Origin of the sequence: Pseudomonas entomophila, assembly GCF_018417595.1 — a bacterium.
In the GTDB taxonomy this organism is placed as follows: domain Bacteria; phylum Pseudomonadota; class Gammaproteobacteria; order Pseudomonadales; family Pseudomonadaceae; genus Aquipseudomonas; species Aquipseudomonas entomophila_C.
Genome location: NZ_CP070982.1, coordinates 1863883 through 1881876, shown reverse-complemented (window position 1 = coordinate 1881876; position 17994 = coordinate 1863883). Strand labels below are relative to the sequence as shown.

Sequence of the window (17994 nt, the reverse complement as noted above, 5' to 3'; positions counted from 1 at the left end):
GGGCACGCGCAAGCTTCCAGAACATTGACAGGCCACTACTGACACAGGCATTGTCTGACAACCTGACCAATAAGAAACCACTGTCCATGCTCGAGCTTCAGCGCCCAGACACCCTCGTCGAACGGGTTGTCAGCGCCATCCGCGGTGAAATCGATGCCGGCCGCCTGGCCGCCGAATCGCGCCTGCCTACCGAACAGCAACTGGCCGAACAGCTGAACGTCAGCCGCTCGGTGGTGCGCGAGGCCGTGGCGCAGCTCAAGGCCGACGGCGTGCTGATCGCCCGCCGCGGGCTCGGTTCGTACATCTCGCAGACGCCCAGCGGCACGGTATTCCGCTTCCCAGGCAGCCAGGGGCGCAAGCCGGACCTGGTGCAGATGTTCGAGATGCGCCTGTGGATCGAGACCCAGGCCGCCGCCATTGCCGCTCGCCGCCGCGACGCGGATGATTTGAAGCGCATGGCCACCGCCCTGGAGACCATGGAAGGCCAACGCAGCGACTTCGCCACCGCCTCGGCCGCCGACGTGGCCTTCCACCGCGCCATCGCCGAAGCCAGCAAGAACGACTACTTCGTCGCCTTCCACGATTTCCTCGGCGGCCAGCTGGCCGCCGCGCGCCGCACTGCCTGGGAAAACTCCGCCACCCCAGCGGTAGGTGGTTCGGCCGACGCCCTGCGCGAGCACCGCGCACTGTACCTGGCCATCGCCGACGGCGACCGGCAGGCAGCAGCGGCCTGCGCCGAAGCCCACCTGCGCGCCTCGGCCAAACGCCTGAAACTCGACCTCCCCGCCCTCGACTGACCCCGGAGAATCTCATCGCGACCTGGCGAGGTTTTCACGCGCATTAGTTAGTCTGACAACCTGATAAGCAGATCCACCGACAAGAACACCAAGGTAACCCTGCATGACCTACGACTACTGCATCATCGGCGGCGGCATCGTCGGCCTGGCCACCGCCATGGCCCTGCTCGAACAGCGCCCCGGCGCCTCGCTGCTGCTCCTGGAGAAAGAGGCCAGCCTCGGCCGCCACCAGACCGGCCACAACAGCGGTGTGATCCACGCCGGCATCTACTACGCCCCCGGCAGCCTCAAGGCCGACCTGTGCAAACGCGGCGCCCAGGCCACCAAGGACTTCTGCAGCGAGCACGGCATCGCCTTCGAGGTGTGCGGCAAGCTGCTGGTGGCCTCCAACGACCTGGAAGTGCAGCGCATGCAGGCGCTGTATGAGCGTTCGCAGCAGAACGGTTTGAAGGTCGAGCGCCTGGATGCCGGCGCGCTGTGCGAGCGGGAGCCGAACATCGTCGGCAAGGGTGCGCTGTTCCTCGATGCCACCGGCATCGTCGACTACACACAGGTGTGCGACGCCATGGCCAAGGTGATCCAGCAGGCCGGTGGCGAGCTGCGCCTGTCCACCGCCGTGCGCGCCATCCAGGAGCACGCCGACCACGTCACCGTCACCAGCGACAGCCATACCTGGCGCGCCCGCCAGCTGGTGGCCTGCGCCGGCTTGCAGTCCGACCGCCTGGCGCGCCTGGCCGGGGTCAGGATCGACCACCAGATCATCCCCTTCCGTGGCGAGTACTACCGCCTGCCGGCGAGCAAGAACCAGATCGTCAACCACCTGATCTACCCGATCCCCGACCCCGAACTGCCGTTCCTCGGCGTGCACCTGACACGGATGATCGACGGCAGCGTCACCGTCGGCCCCAACGCGGTGCTGGGTTTCGGCCGGGAGAACTACCGCAAGTTCTCGGTGAACTGCCGCGATGTCGCCGAGTACGCAAGCTTCCCCGGTTTCTGGAAAACCATCTGGAACAACCTTGGCTCCGGCACCGCCGAGATGAAGAACTCGCTGTTCAAGCGCGGCTACCTGGAGCAGTGCCGCAAGTACTGCCCGTCGCTCGAGGTCGAGGACCTGCTGCCCTACGAGGCCGGCATCCGTGCCCAGGCAGTGATGCGCGACGGCACCCTGGTGCACGACTTCCTGTTCGCCGAGACCCCGCGCATGGTCCATGTCTGCAACGCCCCGTCTCCGGCCGCCACCTCGGCCATCCCCATCGGCCAAATGATCGCCGAGAAAATCCTCAAGGCCCGCTGAACATCCGCTGCACCCACAACTACAAAGACAATAAGGAAACCTTCGATGTCGGTACACGAGGCGGCCCTGGCCGCGACCGAAACGCCCGAACAGCAACGCAAGCGCCTGCGCAAGGTGGCGGCGGCGACCATCTTCGGCTCGATGCTGGAGTGGTACGACTTCTACCTCTACGCCACCATGGCGGCGATCGTCTTCTCGAAGATCTTCTTCGACCCGAGCAACCCGGCGGTGGCCTCGCTGCTGGCGTTCTCCACCTTCGCCATCGGCTTCATCGCCCGCCCCTTCGGCGGCGTGCTGTTCGGCTACCTGGGCGACCGTTTCGGGCGCAAGCAGGTGCTGGTGATCACCTTCTGCATGATGGGGGTGTGCACCGCGCTGATCGGGCTGATCCCGGGCTACGCCACTATCGGTATCTGGGCACCGATCCTGCTGGTGGTCATCCGCATCATCCAGGGCCTGGGTGCCGGTGCCGAACTGTCCGGCGCGGCGGTGACCTCCTACGAGCACGCCAGCGAAGGCAAGCGCGGCAGCCAGGGCGCCTGGCCGGCGCTGGGGCTGAACCTGGGCCTGTTGCTGTCGTCGCTGACCGTGTACCTGCTGACCATGAACGGCAATGAGTTCCTGCTCGCCGGTGGCTGGCGCATCCCGTTCATCGCCAGCATCGTCCTGGTGGCCGTGGGCTTGTGGGTGCGCAAAAGCATTCCCGAGACCCCGGACTTCAAAGAGCTGGACAAGGCCGACGACAAGCCGCAGGTGTCGCCGCTGAAGCTGCTGTTCAAGAACGACCTCAAGGGCCTGGCCGTGGTGTTCTTCGTGGCCGTGGGCTACAACGCCCTGAGCTACATCTTCAAGACCTTCTCGCTGGCGTACCTGACCCAGTTCAAGGGCGTCGTGGCCCACGTCACCTCGCTGTCGGTGACCCTGGCCAGCCTGGTGGCGATCTTCGCCGTGCCGTTCTTCGGCTGGCTGTGCGACAGATGGAGCAGCAAGACCGTGCTGATGCTGGGCGGGGTGCTGTCGGCGCTGTTCGCGTTCCCGTTCCTGCAACTGCTGTCGACCGGCGAGCCGATGATGATCTACCTGGCCATCGCCGTGGGCACCGGGATCCTGGCGCCGATGATGTTCGCCCCGCAGGGGTCGTTCCTCAGCCGGCAGTTCCCGACCCAGACGCGTTCGTCCGGGTTCGGCACCGGGCGCGAGATCGGCACCGCCGTGGCCGGCGGCCTGGCGCCGCTGGGTGGGCTGGCGCTGGTGGCCGGGTCGGCAACCCATTCCACCGATGGCGTGGCGTTGATCCTGGCGGTGGCCGGTGTGCTGGTGGTGGTGTTCGCATGCTTTGACCAAGGGTGGCGGCATTCGAAGTCGAAGAACTGAGCCCCGTTACAGAAACTCCTACAGAGGCCTCAGGGTTTCCCCCATGGCCGAACCGCCCCCGCCTTAGTATCCTTTCGCCCTCACGGACCACCCGGGACCTCGCGTCCCCGGCCTAGGAAGGCCCTTTCACGATGTCTGCCGCACCCGCCGATGCCGCGCTCACCACGCGCGAAATCCAGATCGCCATTGCCCCTCTCGACACCCTCCTCAGCGAAGACCTCGGCGCCGCCGCCGCTTCCGTTGACCACTGGCTGCAGGAAATCAGCTACGGCCTGGTCGATTTGCAACTGCTGCGCCAGGCCGCCGAAACCGTACCCGCCATGTCCAACGCCCTGGCCTGCGTGGACGCCCTGATCGATATCCTCGAACTGGTCGAAAACCCTTCTCCCGACCCACTGCTGTGGGTCAGCCTGGGCATCAACCTGATCGGCATCGTCCCCTATCCACCCGGCCTGTCCCGTGCCCGCACGGTGCTGCGCCCGGTGCTGCAGCTGACCCGCCAGACCCTGCGCCGCCGCCCCGGCGCGCACATCGGCGCGGTGATCCTGGAAATCATCGACGGCCACCTGCATGCCAATATCCGCGGTGCCCTGGAGCACTACGTGCGCGAGGCCCTGGCCCAGTTGCCGGCCATGCTCAGCGCCGCTGCCGACACCGCGCGCCTGTTGTTCACCTCGTTGGCCAAGACCATTACCGCCGCCGCCCGTGGCAAGCTGGATGCCGCCAGCAGCCACCGCCTGGCCCGTGCGCAGATGGCCCAGGTGGCGCTGTACGATTCGGCCCTGGAGACCGACGCCTGGCGCCTGGCCCTGTCGGCCCTGGCCAACGCCACCGAAGGCAGCCTCAAGGACGGCTACAACAGCGTCGCCCGCCACTTCAGCGGCGAGCTGGACAGCCTGCTCGGGCCGTTGATCCGCACCCTCGAAGACCTGGCCAAGGTCGTGCCCCAGCGCCTGCAGGCCCTGGGCAGCGCCGGTATGGAAAACAGCATCGCCTGGCTGTTGACCCGCCTGCTCGAGACCGTGCTGGCCAACCCGCGCCGCCCGGGCATGGCCGTCGCCATCCGCCCCGGCGTCACCCACCAGGCCCGGCATGTCCACGCGGAAGGACCGACCGAGGTGGTGCGCAGCCAGGTCCGCGCCAACAAGCAGCCCAAGCCCGAAAAGAACGGCCCCTGTGCCTGTACCGGTTTCAGCATCGGCCATGTGCTTGGTGATGAAACCCTTGCTCACCAGGATTTCAGTCTGTCCGGGCCGTTCCCGGTCAACTGGACGCGCACTTATAACTCGCGGCTGGCGGCCCTCGATCATGGTTCGCTCGGCGCCCGCTGGATTACCGAATTCACCACTTGTATCGATGTTGTGGACAAGGGCGTGGTGCTCCACGACAGCGACGGCCGCAGCCACGACTACCCACTGCCCAAGCAGGGCAAGCCGCACCATGATGCGGTGGAGTACTTCACCCTGGTGCGTACCGCCGAGCAGCAACTGGTGTTGCTGCGTGGCCTGGACCGCCGCGAAACCTATGCCCGCCAGGGGGACCGCTTCTACCTGACGCATATCCAGCTGCGCAGTGGCGCCGGGGCAATGCTGCACTACGAGCACCAGTTCAATGGCCGACCGGTGCTGTCGGATATCAACACCTATTCCGACAACGACCCCGAAAAAGTCCACCTGCAACTGGGCACCTTGCTCGATGACCACGGGCATATCCAGGGCCTGTGGCAGGTGGTCGATGGCACGCCGCTGCGTCAGCTGTGCGGCTACCACTACGACACCCACGGCGACCTGATCGCCGCCCAGGACGAGCACGGCGCTGCCTGGTACTACCAATACCGCCAGCACCTGATCACCCGCTACACCGACCGCACCGGGCGCGGCATCAACCTGGAATGGGACGGCAACGGCCCGCAGGCCAAGGCCATCCACGAATGGGCCGACGATGGCAGCTTCGAGACCCGCCTGGCCTGGGACCCGAACATCCGCCTGACCTATGTCACCGACGCCCACGGCCAGGAAACCTGGCACTACTACGACGCCCTGGGCTACACCTACCGCCTGATCCACCCGGACGGCCGCGAGGAGTGGCTGTTCCGCGATCAGCGCAAGAACGTCATCCGCCACGTCCACCCCGACGGCAGCCAGGACCGCTACACCTACGATGAGCGCAGCAACCTGCTGCAGCACATCCGCGCCGACCACAGCACGGTGCATTACGCCTACGACGATCACGACCAGCCGATCAAGCTGCGCGATGCCGAAGGTGGCTTGTGGCTACGCGACTACGACGAACGCGGCAACCTGGTCGAAAGTGTCGACCCGTTGGGCCACAAGACCGAGTTCGCCTACACCCCGACTGGGCTGGTCAAGGTGATCAAGGATGCGCTGGGCAACGAAAAGACGCTCGCCTACAACGATGCCGGACAGTTGCTTGCCTACACCGACTGCTCCGGCAAGAGCAGCCAGTGGACGTACAACGCCTTCGGCCAGTTGACCGACTTCACCGATGCGGCCGGCAGCACAACCGCCTACGAGTACCAGGCCGGGCAACTGGCCAAGATCACCCATCCCGACAAGACCGAGGAGCGTTTCAACTACGACGCCGAAGGGCGTCTGCTGGCGCATGTCGATGCCCTTGATCGCTGTACCGCCTGGACCTACAACGCGGTCGGCCTGCTGAGCGAGCGCGTCGACGCCAACGAACACACCCTGCGTTATCGCTGGGACAAGCTCGGCCGCTTGATCGGGCTGGAAAACGAGAACACCAGCAAAGCCAGCTTCCTCTACGACCCGGTGGGCCGGCTGCTGCAAGAAACCGGTTTCGATGGCCTGGTCACCCGTTACCAGTACGACCCGTACAGCGGCCGCCTCGCCTCGACCCAAGTCGGGCAGCGCCGCATCGAGTTGACCTTCGACCCGATGGGCCGATTGAGTGAGCGCACGGCCCGCCTGGGCAACCAGAGCCAAAGCGAAACCTTCGCCTACGACGGCAATGGCCAGTTGATCCAGGCGGTCAACGCCGCCAGCAAGCTGCAATGGTTCCACGACGAAGCCGGCAACCTGACCCGTGAGCACCAGCACTACCTGGCCACCGGCACACCAATGGTCGCGGTGTGGCAGCACGAATACGATGCGCTCAATCAACGTACTGCAACGATTCGTCCGGATGGCCACAAGGTCAGCTGGCTGACCTACGGCAGCGGCCACCTGCTGGGCATGACCCTCGACCAGCACGAGATGCTGGCTTACGAGCGCGATGACCTGCACCGCGAAATCGTGCGCCATCAGGGTAATAAACTGATGCAGAACCAGGCCTGGGACCCGGCCGGGCGTTTGCAGGAACAACTGCTGGGCAGCCATGACGGCCAGTCCACGCTGCTCAAGCGTCAGTACCGTTATGACGCAGCGGGGCAACTGAGCAACATCCACGACAGCCGTCGTGGGCCGTTGGAGTACCAGTACGATCCGGTCGGTCGCCTGCTCAAGGCCACCAGCCGCCTGGGCGTGGAAACCTTCGCCTTCGACCCGGCCGGCAACCTGCTGGACCAGAAAACCCAGGAACTCAACCGCCCGCTGGAAGCCGATCCACGGCGCAACAAGCTGATGGACAACCTGCTGCGCGAGTACGCGGGTACCCATTACCGCTATGACGAACGCGGCAATCTGGTGCACCGGTTGCACAACGGCGCCCATGCGCACTTCACCTGGGACCTGTTCGACCGGCTGGCCAGCTACAACGACGATAAGCTCAAGGTCGACTACAGCTACGACGCCTTGGGCCGGCGTTTGCACAAGCATTCGGTGGCGCACTTCTGGGATCGTCCCGAAGCGGGGACCGGCTGGAACCAGCTGCAACGGGCCAAGCGTCAACGCGAACTCGGCTGCGGCTTCACCTTGTTTGGTTGGGATGGCGACACCCTGGCCTGGGAGAGCTCACCGCCACGCGATGAAGGCGACACCGGCCGCACCGTGCACTACCTGTACGAACCGGGCAGCTTCGTGCCGGTCGCCCAGGCCCTGCGCAAGAACCCGATCCGCCTGCACAAGCAACCGGATTGGAGCCAGCGCGAGTACGACTTCGATCAGGATCCGTTGTGGCACACCGAGGTGAAACCACAGGCGTTCGACGCGATTGCCTGGTACCACTGCGACCACCTCGGTACGCCGATGGAGCTGACCGATGAGCAGGGCAATGTCGCCTGGACCGGGCAGTACAAGGCCTGGGGCGAGGTGCGTGAGGAGCGCTCGGACTGGGCCAAGCAGCAGGGCCTGAGCAACCCGATTCGCTTCCAGGGTCAGTACCACGACCATGAGACGGGGCTACATTACAACCGGCACCGGTACTACGAACCCATTGCTGGACGGTTTGTTAGCCAAGACCCTATCGGTTTGGCTGGTGGGCTCAATTTTTATCTTTATGCGCCGAATCCGATAGACTGGCTCGACCCACTCGGCTTGAACCGCTTCAAAAAGGGAAGCTGGGGACCCTGTAACCGAGGCACAGGGCTTACCTACACTGTTTACCAGCAAAATATCGACTGGGATATGGAACACAAAGGTAAGACAAACTTACAACGAGCCATGGAAGGTGGCGCACCCTACATGATGAAGAATGGTGTGCCGCAACAGCTTCAGCTGCACCACTCCCGTCAACAGTCGGTCGGGCCACTGTTAGAGGTAACGACAAGCACACACAGAGCTGCAAAAGGCCGAGGCCGAGAAGCCTTGCACCCACACGGAAACAAGAAAAACCCCGAACTCCCTGTTGATCGTGATGCTTTTGACATTGACCGAAGGCAGTACTGGAAAGATCGTGCGACAGAGGCAAACAAATCGAGAACTGGAGGCTGCAGCATATGATTCCACTGGAAGTTACAAAGTACTTAAGCGGCTACAAGGGCGATATCGCCAGAGCGGATCAAAATAGAGCAGCATCGGCACTTCAACATCTGGGAGTGGCGACAGACTCTGAATTCGGACGCTTCTACCTTAAGTATCAAGGTAGCTTTATAAGCCCCCGACCTGTCGCCGAACTCCTTGACATTGAAGGCCCAGACATCCCTGCAATCCCAGATCAAACTGACTATGTCTGGGACAGGTACGAGATACCGACAAACTACCTCGCACTATCTTCCGACGAAAGTGAGGGAATGTATTTGTACGGAATAAACGACGGCGCCGTTTACGATCTCGACATTTCGCACCTTGATGAGTTCATTAATGGCAAACTCCCTGCTCGCTGGAAAAGCTTTAACGAGTTTTTAACCTGGTACTTCGAACCACCAGCTTAAACTTCCAACAAGAGCTTTCCCCGTGCCAGACCGAAACTCACCGGTAGCCACAGCGACTGTGGCTACCGCTTATGCGCGTCAACCATTAATAAAAAACACACAAACCATCATGTCCTACTGCGAACTCACCACAATCGCAGCCTGATTCAGCAAAAAAATAAATCCGTCCAAAATTGTGCTGAAAAAAGCATGCGAGTGGATTGTTGAGTATCTTAAAGAGCCCAGCAACTTCAAGAAAATGGCATCCGCTGCCCAAGCCGGAATCGATGCCAACCCGAAATCCAATAGAGTGGAAGAACTTGCTAAGACCAGGGATATCTTGAACAAGCATCATGCTTCGAAAACGAATCCTGCACGATGAGGTGAATCATGGAACTATTTGAACTTGTCGATGTTTTTCTGCGCGATGGCTGCGTAGAAAAACCCGAATTTCCTGGCGTTTCCGACTTCTCCCCGGAAACACTGGAGGATGCCGGATATTACTTGACTGGCGAGACCTGTGATTTTCACTCCTATGAAAATTACATAGATATATTTCATAAAAAGCAATCCACTTTGGATACTTCACAAACAATATTTCAATAAGAAACTCCCCATTGGCAACGCATTCGAAATAGGCCCTCGCGCCAGGCTGACAACACTCATAAAGAACCTGCCAGCATCAAGATCGCTAAAATTCTTCTTTGATGAAACCCGAAAGGAAGGAGCAATGACGATAGATAACTATTACGTTATCAGATTTAACGAAACTTGCTCGCGAGGCGCTTATCTTATCGAAACACTAGAAAGCTCTCTTGATAAATCCGGAGAGCATGAACACTTGGCAATCCGAATGGTGGCCAGCACACTAACCGAAAGTGACATGAACTCCCCCTTAAACAGAAAAGATGTCCCGAAGCCCTACAGAAAACTAAAAATTGCACTTCACAAACGATCCCAAGCCACACCAAGACCTGAGCATCAAGAAATTAGATGACCGTAGGAAATGCTAAATTAAAACCAAGCATTTCCAGGTTACTTTACGGAAAGTACCGAGCTAAAATCTGGCAATTTCCGACCAAACTCTCATTCCTAGCAAGCTCAAGACTGACTACCGTTGCGACGTCTTGGGCGGCACCTACACAAACAGTCGGCGACGCAGTTCTGAGACGGCATCCGAACACAGCCACAGCAGGCTAAATAACAGCGCAATCGGGGCGGCACCCGCCGCCCCACGATGTATGCATTGCATGATCGACCCCACCCGACTGGCTGCAAGGCACCCAGAACGAACCGATCCTGCCTCAGTGCCTCATGCCCAGCTCCGCATCATCCATCAGCGCCTTGGCCAGTGCGCTCAGGTAATACGACGCCCAGAGCAGTTGCGGCTTCTCTTCCATGATCCCGGCAATGGTCAGGTCGCGCACGCAGCCCATCAGTTCCGAGGCTTGTTCGCGGGCGTGCTGGCAGGGGATGCCGGATTCGATGCAGAACAGCGGGACGGTCTGGCCTTCGCCTTGGTAGAACTTGGTTTTGCCTGCGGTGGTGTTGGGGTTGGTGTCGTCTGTAGTCATTGTTTTTCTCCCTGAAGTTGTTGGTGCCTGGGTGGGCCCTTTCGCCGGCAAGCCGGCTCCTACAGGTGAAACGCAGCGCCGGTAGGAGCCGGCTTGCCGGCGAACAGGGCCGGGCGCGCAGCGATTTGACTTCGTGGATCGACGCCATCATCAGGATCGTGGCCGGTGATCTGGGCTGGGCATGCACGGTCTGATGGGCCACGGTCAGCGCGCACAGGGCGTACTCGGTGGCCTGGATGAGGGTATCTTCAAGGGAATGAGGGTGGTGGGGTGGATCGGGGACAATCTCCAGCATGATGAATCCTCAATTTGAGATGGAACCATCACCGTTCGCTGTCAAACACAGGGTGGCAGCTGTACATGGGTTGACAGACCGGTCAAATAGAGGAAACCCGGCGCACCCGAAGATGCCCCACGCACAGCCGCCATAAAACACAGCCGTACGATGTAGCGATCGCCCGAGACTAGAGCACCGCAATGGCTTGTAAGGGCCTGGGAGTATGTTTGGGAAATGGACTACAAGGAATGGGGAAAGTCTTAAAAAACGGAGCGTTTTGCGGGAATTGGGGGCTGCGGCTAGGTGCTGGGCGATAGATTTGCAGCGGCGCTCGATCTGAAGGGCACTGCAAGGCTCTCGCCGAACACCCGCCAGGCACTGCCCCCCCCCCCCCCCCCCGCCCCTGCTTTACACGATTTTTGCAAACCTCCATTGGTCCCCGCCCCCCCGGATGGATTAAAGTATCAGCCCTTGCCCGGCAGTCGCTTCCACCCGTTTGCGCCGGCTCATTCCCAGGAACCGTCGACGATGGAACACCGTGAGGCGCTGATCGCGCTGCGCACCTTTCTCTCTTCCCAGATCCTCGGCCAGGAGAAACTGGTCGAGCGCCTGCTGATCGTGCTCCTGGCCGACGGCCACATGCTGGTCGAGGGCGCCCCGGGCCTGGCCAAGACCAAGGCCATCAAGGAGCTCGCCGAAGGCATCGAGGCACAGTTCCATCGCATCCAGTTCACCCCCGACCTGCTGCCCGCCGACATCACCGGCACCGAAATCTACCGCCCGGAAACCGGCAGTTTCGTATTCCAGCAGGGGCCAATCTTCCACAACCTGGTACTGGCCGACGAAATCAACCGTGCGCCAGCCAAGGTACAGTCCGCCCTGCTCGAGGCCATGGCCGAGCGCCAGGTCAGCGTCGGGCGCAGCACCTACGAACTGTCACCGCTGTTCCTGGTGATGGCCACGCAGAACCCGATCGAGCAGGAAGGCACCTACCCGCTGCCCGAGGCCCAGCTCGACCGTTTCCTCATGCACGTGAAAATCGGCTTCCCCGACGCCGCGGTGGAGCGACGCATCCTCCTGCAGGCCCGGGGCGAAGCGCTGGGTGGCGAGGTGAAACCCGAGCGTCGGGTCAGCCAGCAGGCGATCTTCGCCGCGCGCAAGGAAATCCTCGGCCTGTACATGGCCGACGCCGTGGAGGAGTACCTGGTGCAACTGGTGATGGCCACCCGCACCCCGGCCAAGTTCGACAGCGAACTGGCCGACTGGATCGCCTACGGCGCCAGCCCGCGCGGCTCGATCGCCCTGGACCGCTGCGCACGGGCGCACGCCTGGCTGGCCGGGCGCGACTTCGTCAGCCCCGAGGATATCCAGGCCGTGCTGTTCGACGTGCTGCGCCACCGCATCATCCTCTCGTTCGAAGCCGAAGCCGCAGGGGTCGACCAGGACCGGGTGGTCCAGCGCATCCTCGACGTCGTGGCCGTCGCCTGACCGACATGCCCACCACCCACCTGGCCGAGCACGGCATCCGCATCGGCCTGTCCGAGCTGATCGACATGCGCCACCGCGTGCGCGAGATCCAGCTGTTCTCCCGCCCCGGCCAGCGCAGCCCGCTGGTGGGGCTGCACCACTCCAAGCTGCGCGGGCGCGGGGTGGACTTCGACCAGGTGCGGGTCTACCAGGCCGGCGACGATGTGCGCAACATCGACTGGCGCGTCACCGCACGCACCCAGGAGCCCCACACCAAGCTGTTCCACGAAGAGCGCGAACGGCCGATCTTCATCATGGTCGAGCAGAGCCAGCGGCTGTTCTTCGGCTCGGGGCTGCAATTCAAGTCGGTGCTCGCGGCCCAGGCCGCGGCACTGTTCGGTTGGGCCGCGCTGGGCCACAACGACCGTATCGGCGGCCTGGTGTTCGGCGACAACGAGCACCACGAGGTCAAGCCGCGGCGCAGCAAGCAGAGCCTGCTGCAACTGCTCAACCGCCTGGCCAAGGTCAACCAGGCGCTGCACACCGAAGCGCTGCCGCACCCCGACAGCCTAGGCCTGGCCCTGCGCCGGGCACGCGAGGTGCTGCGCCCGGGCAGCCTGGCCATCGTCATCTGCGACGAGCGCGCCCTCAGCGCCAGCGTCGAGCAGCACCTGGCGATGCTGTCGCGCCATTGCGATGTGCTGCTGATGCCGGTCAGCGACCCGCTCGACCATGCCCTGCCCGCCGCCGGCCTGCTGCGTTTCGCCCAGCGCAGCGCGCAACTGGAGCTCGACACCCTGGACGCCAACCTGCGCCAGGCCTACCGTCAGCAGGCAGAGGCGCGCATCGAGCGCTGGGAGCTGCTGGCGCAAAAACTGCGCGTGGTGCTGATGCCGCTGAGCACCCAGAGCGAGATGATCGAGCAACTGCGCGAATACCTGAACGCCCAGCGCCCGGGGAACACCAAATGAACCCGCTGGATCAGCTGCAACCGCTGGTCGCCCCGCCCGCCGTCGGCTTCTGGCCCCCGGCGCCTGGCTGGTGGCTGCTGCTTGCCCTGCTGCCATTGCTGGCCTGGGGAGCATGGCGCCTGCGCCGCTGGCGCCCGGGCAAGCGCAAGTTGATGGTACGGGCCGAACAACCACTGGACCCGCTACGCGTCGAAGCCCTGGCCGAACTGGCACGCCTGCCGCGCCCCTACGACGGCGCCCCAGCCGGCGCCTGGCTGCAGCAGATCAACGCCCTGCTCAAGCGCCTGTGCCGCACCCACTACCCCGGCGCCAACAGCCACACGCTGAACGGCCGCCAGTGGCTGGCGTTTCTCGACAACCGTTGCCCGGCCGCCGGCCTGACCCGCTGGATGGTGCTGGTCGAAGGCGCCTACAAGCCCGAGTGCAAGCTCGACGACAAGGCCATCGCCGGGCTTGCCCAGGCGGTCGAAACCTGGATCCGCAAGCATGTTTGAACTGGCCTGGCCGTGGATCTTCGCGCTGCTGCCATTGCCCTGGCTGATGCGCCTGCTGCTGCCGGCCGCCGACAGCGGCGAGCCGGTGCTCAAGGTGGGTTTCCTCGATGAGCTCGAAGGCCTGGCCGGGCGCCGCGCGCGCCTGAACCTGCCGACCTGGCGCCAGCAGGCGCCATTCGTGCTGATCTGGTCGCTCCTGCTGCTGGCCGCCGCCCGCCCGCAATGGCTGGGCGACCCGGTGCCGGTGTCGGCCAGCGGTCGCGACCTGCTGGTGGCGGTGGACGTGTCCGGCTCCATGGACTTCCCCGACATGCAGTGGCAGGGTGATGAAATCAGCCGCCTGGACCTGGTCAAGGCGCTGATGGGCGACTTCCTGCAGGACCGCCAGGGCGACCGGGTCGGCCTGATCCTGTTCGGCAGCCAGGCCTACCTGCAGGCACCGCTGACCTTCGACCGGCGCACCGTGCGCACCTTCCTCGACGAGGCGCAGATCGGCATCGCCGGCAAGAACACCGCCATCGGCGACGCCATCGGCCTGGCGGTCAAGCGCCTGCGCCAGCGCCCGGCACAGAGCCGGGTGCTGATCCTGATCACCGACGGCGCCAACAACGGCGGGCAGATCCACCCGCTGACCGCCGCGCGCCTGGCCGCCCAGGAAGGCGTGCGCATCTACACCATCGGCATCGGCGCCAACCCGGAAGCCAGCGGCACCCCCGGCCTGCTCGGCCTGAACCCGAGCCTGGACCTGGACGAAGCCTCGCTCAAGGAGATCGCCGGCATCACCCACGGCACCTACTTCCGCGCCCATGACGGCGCCGAGCTCAACGCCATCGGCGACACCCTCGACCAGCTCGAGCCGGTGGCCCAGCAGCCCACCCAGGCGCGCACCGCCACCGAGCTGTATGCCTGGCCGCTGGGGCTGGCATTGCTGCTCAGCGTGCTGCTGGTGGTGGCGGTGCAATGGCCCGACAATCTGCTGCTGCGCCAGCTGCGCAAACCGAGCTTCCTGCAGCCCCACCCGGAATGGCGCCAGCGCCTCAAGCGCCTGCGCCTGAGGAGGCGGCGATGATCGACCTCTGGCCGCAATGGCTGCGCCCGCTCTGGCTGCTGGTGATCCCGCTGCTCGGCTGGCTGCTGTTCAAGCTGTGGCACCGGCGCAAGCGCGCCGGGCGCTGGCAGATGATCCTGCCGCCGCAGTTCCACGCCGTGTTGCTCGGAGGTGGCAGCGGCAGCACCAGCAAACTGCCATGGATCGCCCTGGGCCTGGCCTGGCTGCTGATCGTGCTGGCCCTGCTCGGACCAAGCTGGCAGCGCCTGGAGGAAACCCGCCAGCGCCCGGCCGACCCGCTGGTGATCCTGCTCGAACTGACCCCGCAGATGCTCGCCGAGGACAGCGCGCCCAACCGCCTGGAGCAGGCCCGGCGCAAGATCCTCGACCTGCTCGAGCACCGCCAGGACAGCCAGACCGCGCTGATCGTCTACGCCGGTTCCGCCCACACCCTGGTGCCGCTGTCCGACGACCTGGGCACCACGCGCAACCTGCTGGAGGCGATCGACCCGTCGATCATGCCGCAACCCGGCCAGCGCGCCGACCTGGCCGTGCAGAAAGGCCTGGCGCTGCTGGCCCAGAGCGGCCTGGGCCAGGGCCGGCTGCTGCTGGTCGGCTCCTCCCTGAGCAACCCCGAGCGCGAAGGCATTCTGCAGGTCCTCGGGCGCCAGGGCCCGAGCCTGCTGATGCTCGGCGTGGGCAGCGCCGAAGGTGCGCCGGTACGCCAGGCCAACGGCGAATACCTCAAGGACGACCAGGGCGGCATCCTCCTGCCGCGCCTGGACAGCGCCTCGCTCAAGGGCTTCATCAACGGCACCGGTGGGCGCTATCGCCACGCGCGCATCGACGACCTCGACCTGCGCGGCCTGGGTCTGTTCGACAACCCACGGCTGCTGCGCAACGACGGCCAGACCGTGCAACTGGACAGCTGGGCCGACCAGGGCTACTGGCTACTCCTGCCACTGTTGCTGCTCGCCGCCTGCGCCGGCCGCCGCGGCTGGCTGTTCTGCCTGCCGCTGCTGCTGGCCTTGCCGCAACCGAGCCAGGCGTTCGAGTTCAACGACCTGTGGCTGCGCCCCGACCAACAGGGCCAGCGCCTGCTGCAGCGCCAGCAACCGGCCGAGGCCGCCCGGCATTTCGAGGATTCGCAATGGCGCGGCATGGCCCTGTACCAGGCGGGTGACTTCGAGGGCGCCGCCGCCGCGTTCGCCCAAGGCAATACGGCCGCCGCCCACTACAATCGAGGCAATGCCCTGGCCCGTGCCGGTGAACTGGACGCGGCGCTGGACGCCTACGAACAGGCGCTCGAACGCCAGCCCGACTTCAAGCCGGCCCTGGACAACCAGGCGCTGGTACAGCAACTGTTGCAGCAACAGCAGGCCAAAGCCGAGGAACAACCGGCCAACGCCGATGAACAAGGCACCCCGGACGCCGACAGCGAAGGCAACAGCAGCTCCACCAGCAGCCCGGCCCAGGGCACGCCAGACAGCGACGAGCAGACCCAGCAGTCCGGTGAGAACAACAGCAATACCCAGGCGCCTCCCGCCACGGCCGGTGGCGACGACGACAGCATCACGCAGCCGCCCCAACGGCCGCAATCCAGCAGCCTCGACGCCGAACAGCGCCAGGCCCTGGAACAATGGCTGCGGGAGATCCCCGACAACCCGGCGGAGCTGCTGCGGCGCAAGTTCTGGTATGAACAGCAATTGCATCAGGAAACCACGCGATGAGTCGCTTCGGCGTCTTTCTCTCAGGCTTGCTCTGGAGCCTCCTGGCCCAGGCGGCCCCCATGTTGCAAGCCAGCGTCGATCGCACGCGCCTGGAAGCCGGCGAAACCTTCGAGCTGACCCTCGAAAGCCAGGACGTCACCCAGTTCGGCAAACCCGACCTGCACGCTCTGGACGCCGACTTCGAGGTGCGTGGCACCCGCCAGCTCAACAGCCTGCACAGCCTCGACGGCGAGACCCGCGCCAGCACGCGCTGGATCGTCACCCTGCTGCCCCGGCGCAGCGGCAGCCTGCGTATCCCTGAACTGCAGCTGGGTCAGTCATACAGCCAGCCCATAGACCTGCAGGTGCAGCAGGCCGACAGCCAGCGCCCGGACGTGGCCTCGCAGGTATTCGTCGAAGCGACCCTGGACAGCAACACCGTCTACGTCCAGGCCCAGGCCGTGCTCACCCTGCGCATCTACCATTCAGTGGCGCTGTACGACGACAGCAGCCTCAGCCCGTTGCAGTTGGCCACCGCCAAGGTCGACCCACTGGGTGAGTCGCGCACCTACGAGAAAGAGATCAACGGCGTGCGTCACGGCGTGATCGAGACCCGCTACGCGATCTACCCGCAGCAAAGCGGCAGCGTCGAGATCCCGCCACTGAGTTTCACCGCCACCGCGGCCGACAACGGCGAGCAGCCGGCCGGGACGCCGCGGGTGGGGCGCCAGGTCCAGGTCAACTCGCTGCCGCTACGCCTGACGGTCAAGCCGATCCCCACCAGCTACCCGAGCGACCGCCCGTGGCTGCCGGCACGCAGCCTGACCCTGGAAGAGCATTGGAACCCGGACCCGGCCAGCCAGCCCACGCAGATCGGCGATTCGCTGACCCGCAGCATCACCCTGCGCGCCGAGGGGCTGTCGAGCACCCAACTGCCACCGCTGCCCGCCACCGAGACCACGGGCCTGCGCCGTTACCCGGACCAACCGCTGCTGCGCAACGAAATCGACGAACGCGGCATGGTCGCCAATCGCGAAGAGCGTGAGGCACTGGTGCCAACCCATAGCGGCCAACTGGCCCTGCCGGCACTGGAAGTGACCTGGTGGAACACCCGCGAAGACCACCTGGAGCACAGCAGCCTGCCGGCGCGCACCCTGGAGGTGCAGGACAACCCGGCACTGAGCGCCGACACGCCGGTCGGCGACAGCAGTGGTCGCACGGCCCTGCTGTGGCCGTGGCAGCTGGCCACGCTGGTCCTGGCCCTGACCACCCTGCTCGGCTTTGCCCTGTGGTGGCGCGCCCGCTCGCAACCGGCGGTGCTACGCGCGGCGCAAACCGGCCCCAGCCCACGCACCCTGCTCGACGACCTCAAGCGCGCCTGCCAGGCCAACGACCCGCAAGCCACGCGCCAGGCCCTGGATGCCTGGGCGCGCCAGCAGCCGCAAACCCTGGCCGAGATGGCGGCGCGGTTCGTGCCGTTGTCGGATGCGCTGGATGGCTTGAACGGAGCGTTGTACAGCGAGAGTGGCCAGTATTGGCACGGGGATGAACTGTGGCGGGCGATCGGGACCATTCCGCCCGCCGAGCAGGTGCTGGTGCCTTCGGGGGAGTCAGGCAGCTTGCCGCCGTTGTATCCAAAGTAGGCCCGGCTGGCGACCTGGTAATGGCGGCCAGGTGCTGGGCCGTAGGAGCGGATTCATCCGCGAGCGGCGCTCAA

13 protein-coding genes and 1 pseudogene are annotated in these 17994 nt (G+C 64.4%); 12 read left to right on the top strand and 2 right to left on the bottom strand.

What is annotated here, in order from left to right:
* Positions 1-86: 86 nt before the first annotated feature.
* The 6 genes from JYG34_RS08340 (at position 87) to JYG34_RS08315 (ending at position 9343) form a co-directional block, all read left to right on the top strand.
* Positions 87-797, top strand: coding sequence for a FadR/GntR family transcriptional regulator (locus JYG34_RS08340; protein ID WP_213660258.1), 711 nt, complete (start codon positions 87-89; stop codon positions 795-797).
* Positions 798-900: 103 nt separating this feature from the next.
* Entirely contained in the window at positions 901-2094 is a 1194-nt protein-coding gene (gene lhgO, locus JYG34_RS08335) for an L-2-hydroxyglutarate oxidase (RefSeq protein ID WP_213660257.1), read from the top strand.
* A 45-nt stretch (positions 2095-2139) separates the two neighbouring features.
* Positions 2140-3468: an MFS transporter gene (locus JYG34_RS08330; protein WP_213660256.1), complete on the top strand. Its 1329-nt coding sequence runs from the start codon at positions 2140-2142 to the stop codon at positions 3466-3468.
* 131 nt (positions 3469-3599) lie between these two features.
* Positions 3600-8327 (top strand): RHS repeat-associated core domain-containing protein, encoded by a 4728-nt coding sequence (locus JYG34_RS08325; RefSeq protein WP_213660255.1) that lies wholly within the window; start codon positions 3600-3602, stop codon positions 8325-8327.
* Positions 8324-8758 carry an SMI1/KNR4 family protein gene (locus JYG34_RS08320; RefSeq protein WP_213660254.1) on the top strand — a complete coding sequence of 145 codons (435 nt, stop codon included), beginning with the start codon at positions 8324-8326 and terminating at the stop codon, positions 8756-8758. Before JYG34_RS08325 ends, JYG34_RS08320 begins: the two co-directional genes overlap by 4 nt.
* Before the next feature lie 369 nt (positions 8759-9127).
* A complete protein-coding gene (locus JYG34_RS08315; RefSeq protein ID WP_213660253.1) occupies positions 9128-9343 on the top strand; it encodes a hypothetical protein in 216 nt (71 codons plus the stop codon).
* Positions 9344-10041: 698 nt separating this feature from the next.
* On the opposite strand, the gene JYG34_RS08310 is transcribed toward JYG34_RS08315, so the two are convergent.
* Together JYG34_RS08310 and JYG34_RS26285 are read right to left on the bottom strand one after the other, a co-directional pair.
* Positions 10042-10311 (bottom strand): DUF3077 domain-containing protein, encoded by a 270-nt coding sequence (locus JYG34_RS08310; protein WP_213660252.1) that lies wholly within the window; start codon positions 10309-10311, stop codon positions 10042-10044.
* Between the two features lie 115 nt (positions 10312-10426).
* Positions 10427-10606: pseudogene (locus tag JYG34_RS26285) on the bottom strand (hypothetical protein); the annotation flags it as partial.
* Between the two features lie 510 nt (positions 10607-11116).
* Between JYG34_RS26285 and JYG34_RS08305 the strand changes: the two are divergent.
* From JYG34_RS08305 to JYG34_RS08280, 6 genes are read left to right on the top strand one after another with little or no spacing between them, the layout of a single operon-like run.
* Positions 11117-12076: an AAA family ATPase gene (locus JYG34_RS08305; protein ID WP_011532987.1), complete on the top strand. Its 960-nt coding sequence runs from the start codon at positions 11117-11119 to the stop codon at positions 12074-12076.
* Positions 12077-12081: 5 nt separating this feature from the next.
* Positions 12082-13026: a DUF58 domain-containing protein gene (locus JYG34_RS08300; RefSeq protein WP_213660251.1), complete on the top strand. Its 945-nt coding sequence runs from the start codon at positions 12082-12084 to the stop codon at positions 13024-13026.
* On the top strand, positions 13023-13520 hold the full coding sequence (locus tag JYG34_RS08295; RefSeq protein ID WP_213660250.1) for a DUF4381 domain-containing protein: 498 nt from the start codon (positions 13023-13025) through the stop codon (positions 13518-13520). Before JYG34_RS08300 ends, JYG34_RS08295 begins: the two co-directional genes overlap by 4 nt.
* Entirely contained in the window at positions 13513-14589 is a 1077-nt protein-coding gene (locus JYG34_RS08290; RefSeq protein ID WP_213660249.1) for a vWA domain-containing protein, read from the top strand. The genes JYG34_RS08295 and JYG34_RS08290 overlap by 8 nt, the downstream gene beginning before the upstream one ends.
* Entirely contained in the window at positions 14586-16298 is a 1713-nt protein-coding gene (locus JYG34_RS08285) for a tetratricopeptide repeat protein (RefSeq protein ID WP_213660248.1), read from the top strand. Before JYG34_RS08290 ends, JYG34_RS08285 begins: the two co-directional genes overlap by 4 nt.
* The gene (locus JYG34_RS08280; RefSeq protein ID WP_213660247.1) at positions 16295-17920 is read left to right on the top strand and encodes a BatD family protein; all 1626 of its coding nucleotides are present in this window, start codon (positions 16295-16297) and stop codon (positions 17918-17920) included. Before JYG34_RS08285 ends, JYG34_RS08280 begins: the two co-directional genes overlap by 4 nt.
* The last annotated feature ends 74 nt before the right edge of the window (positions 17921-17994 follow it).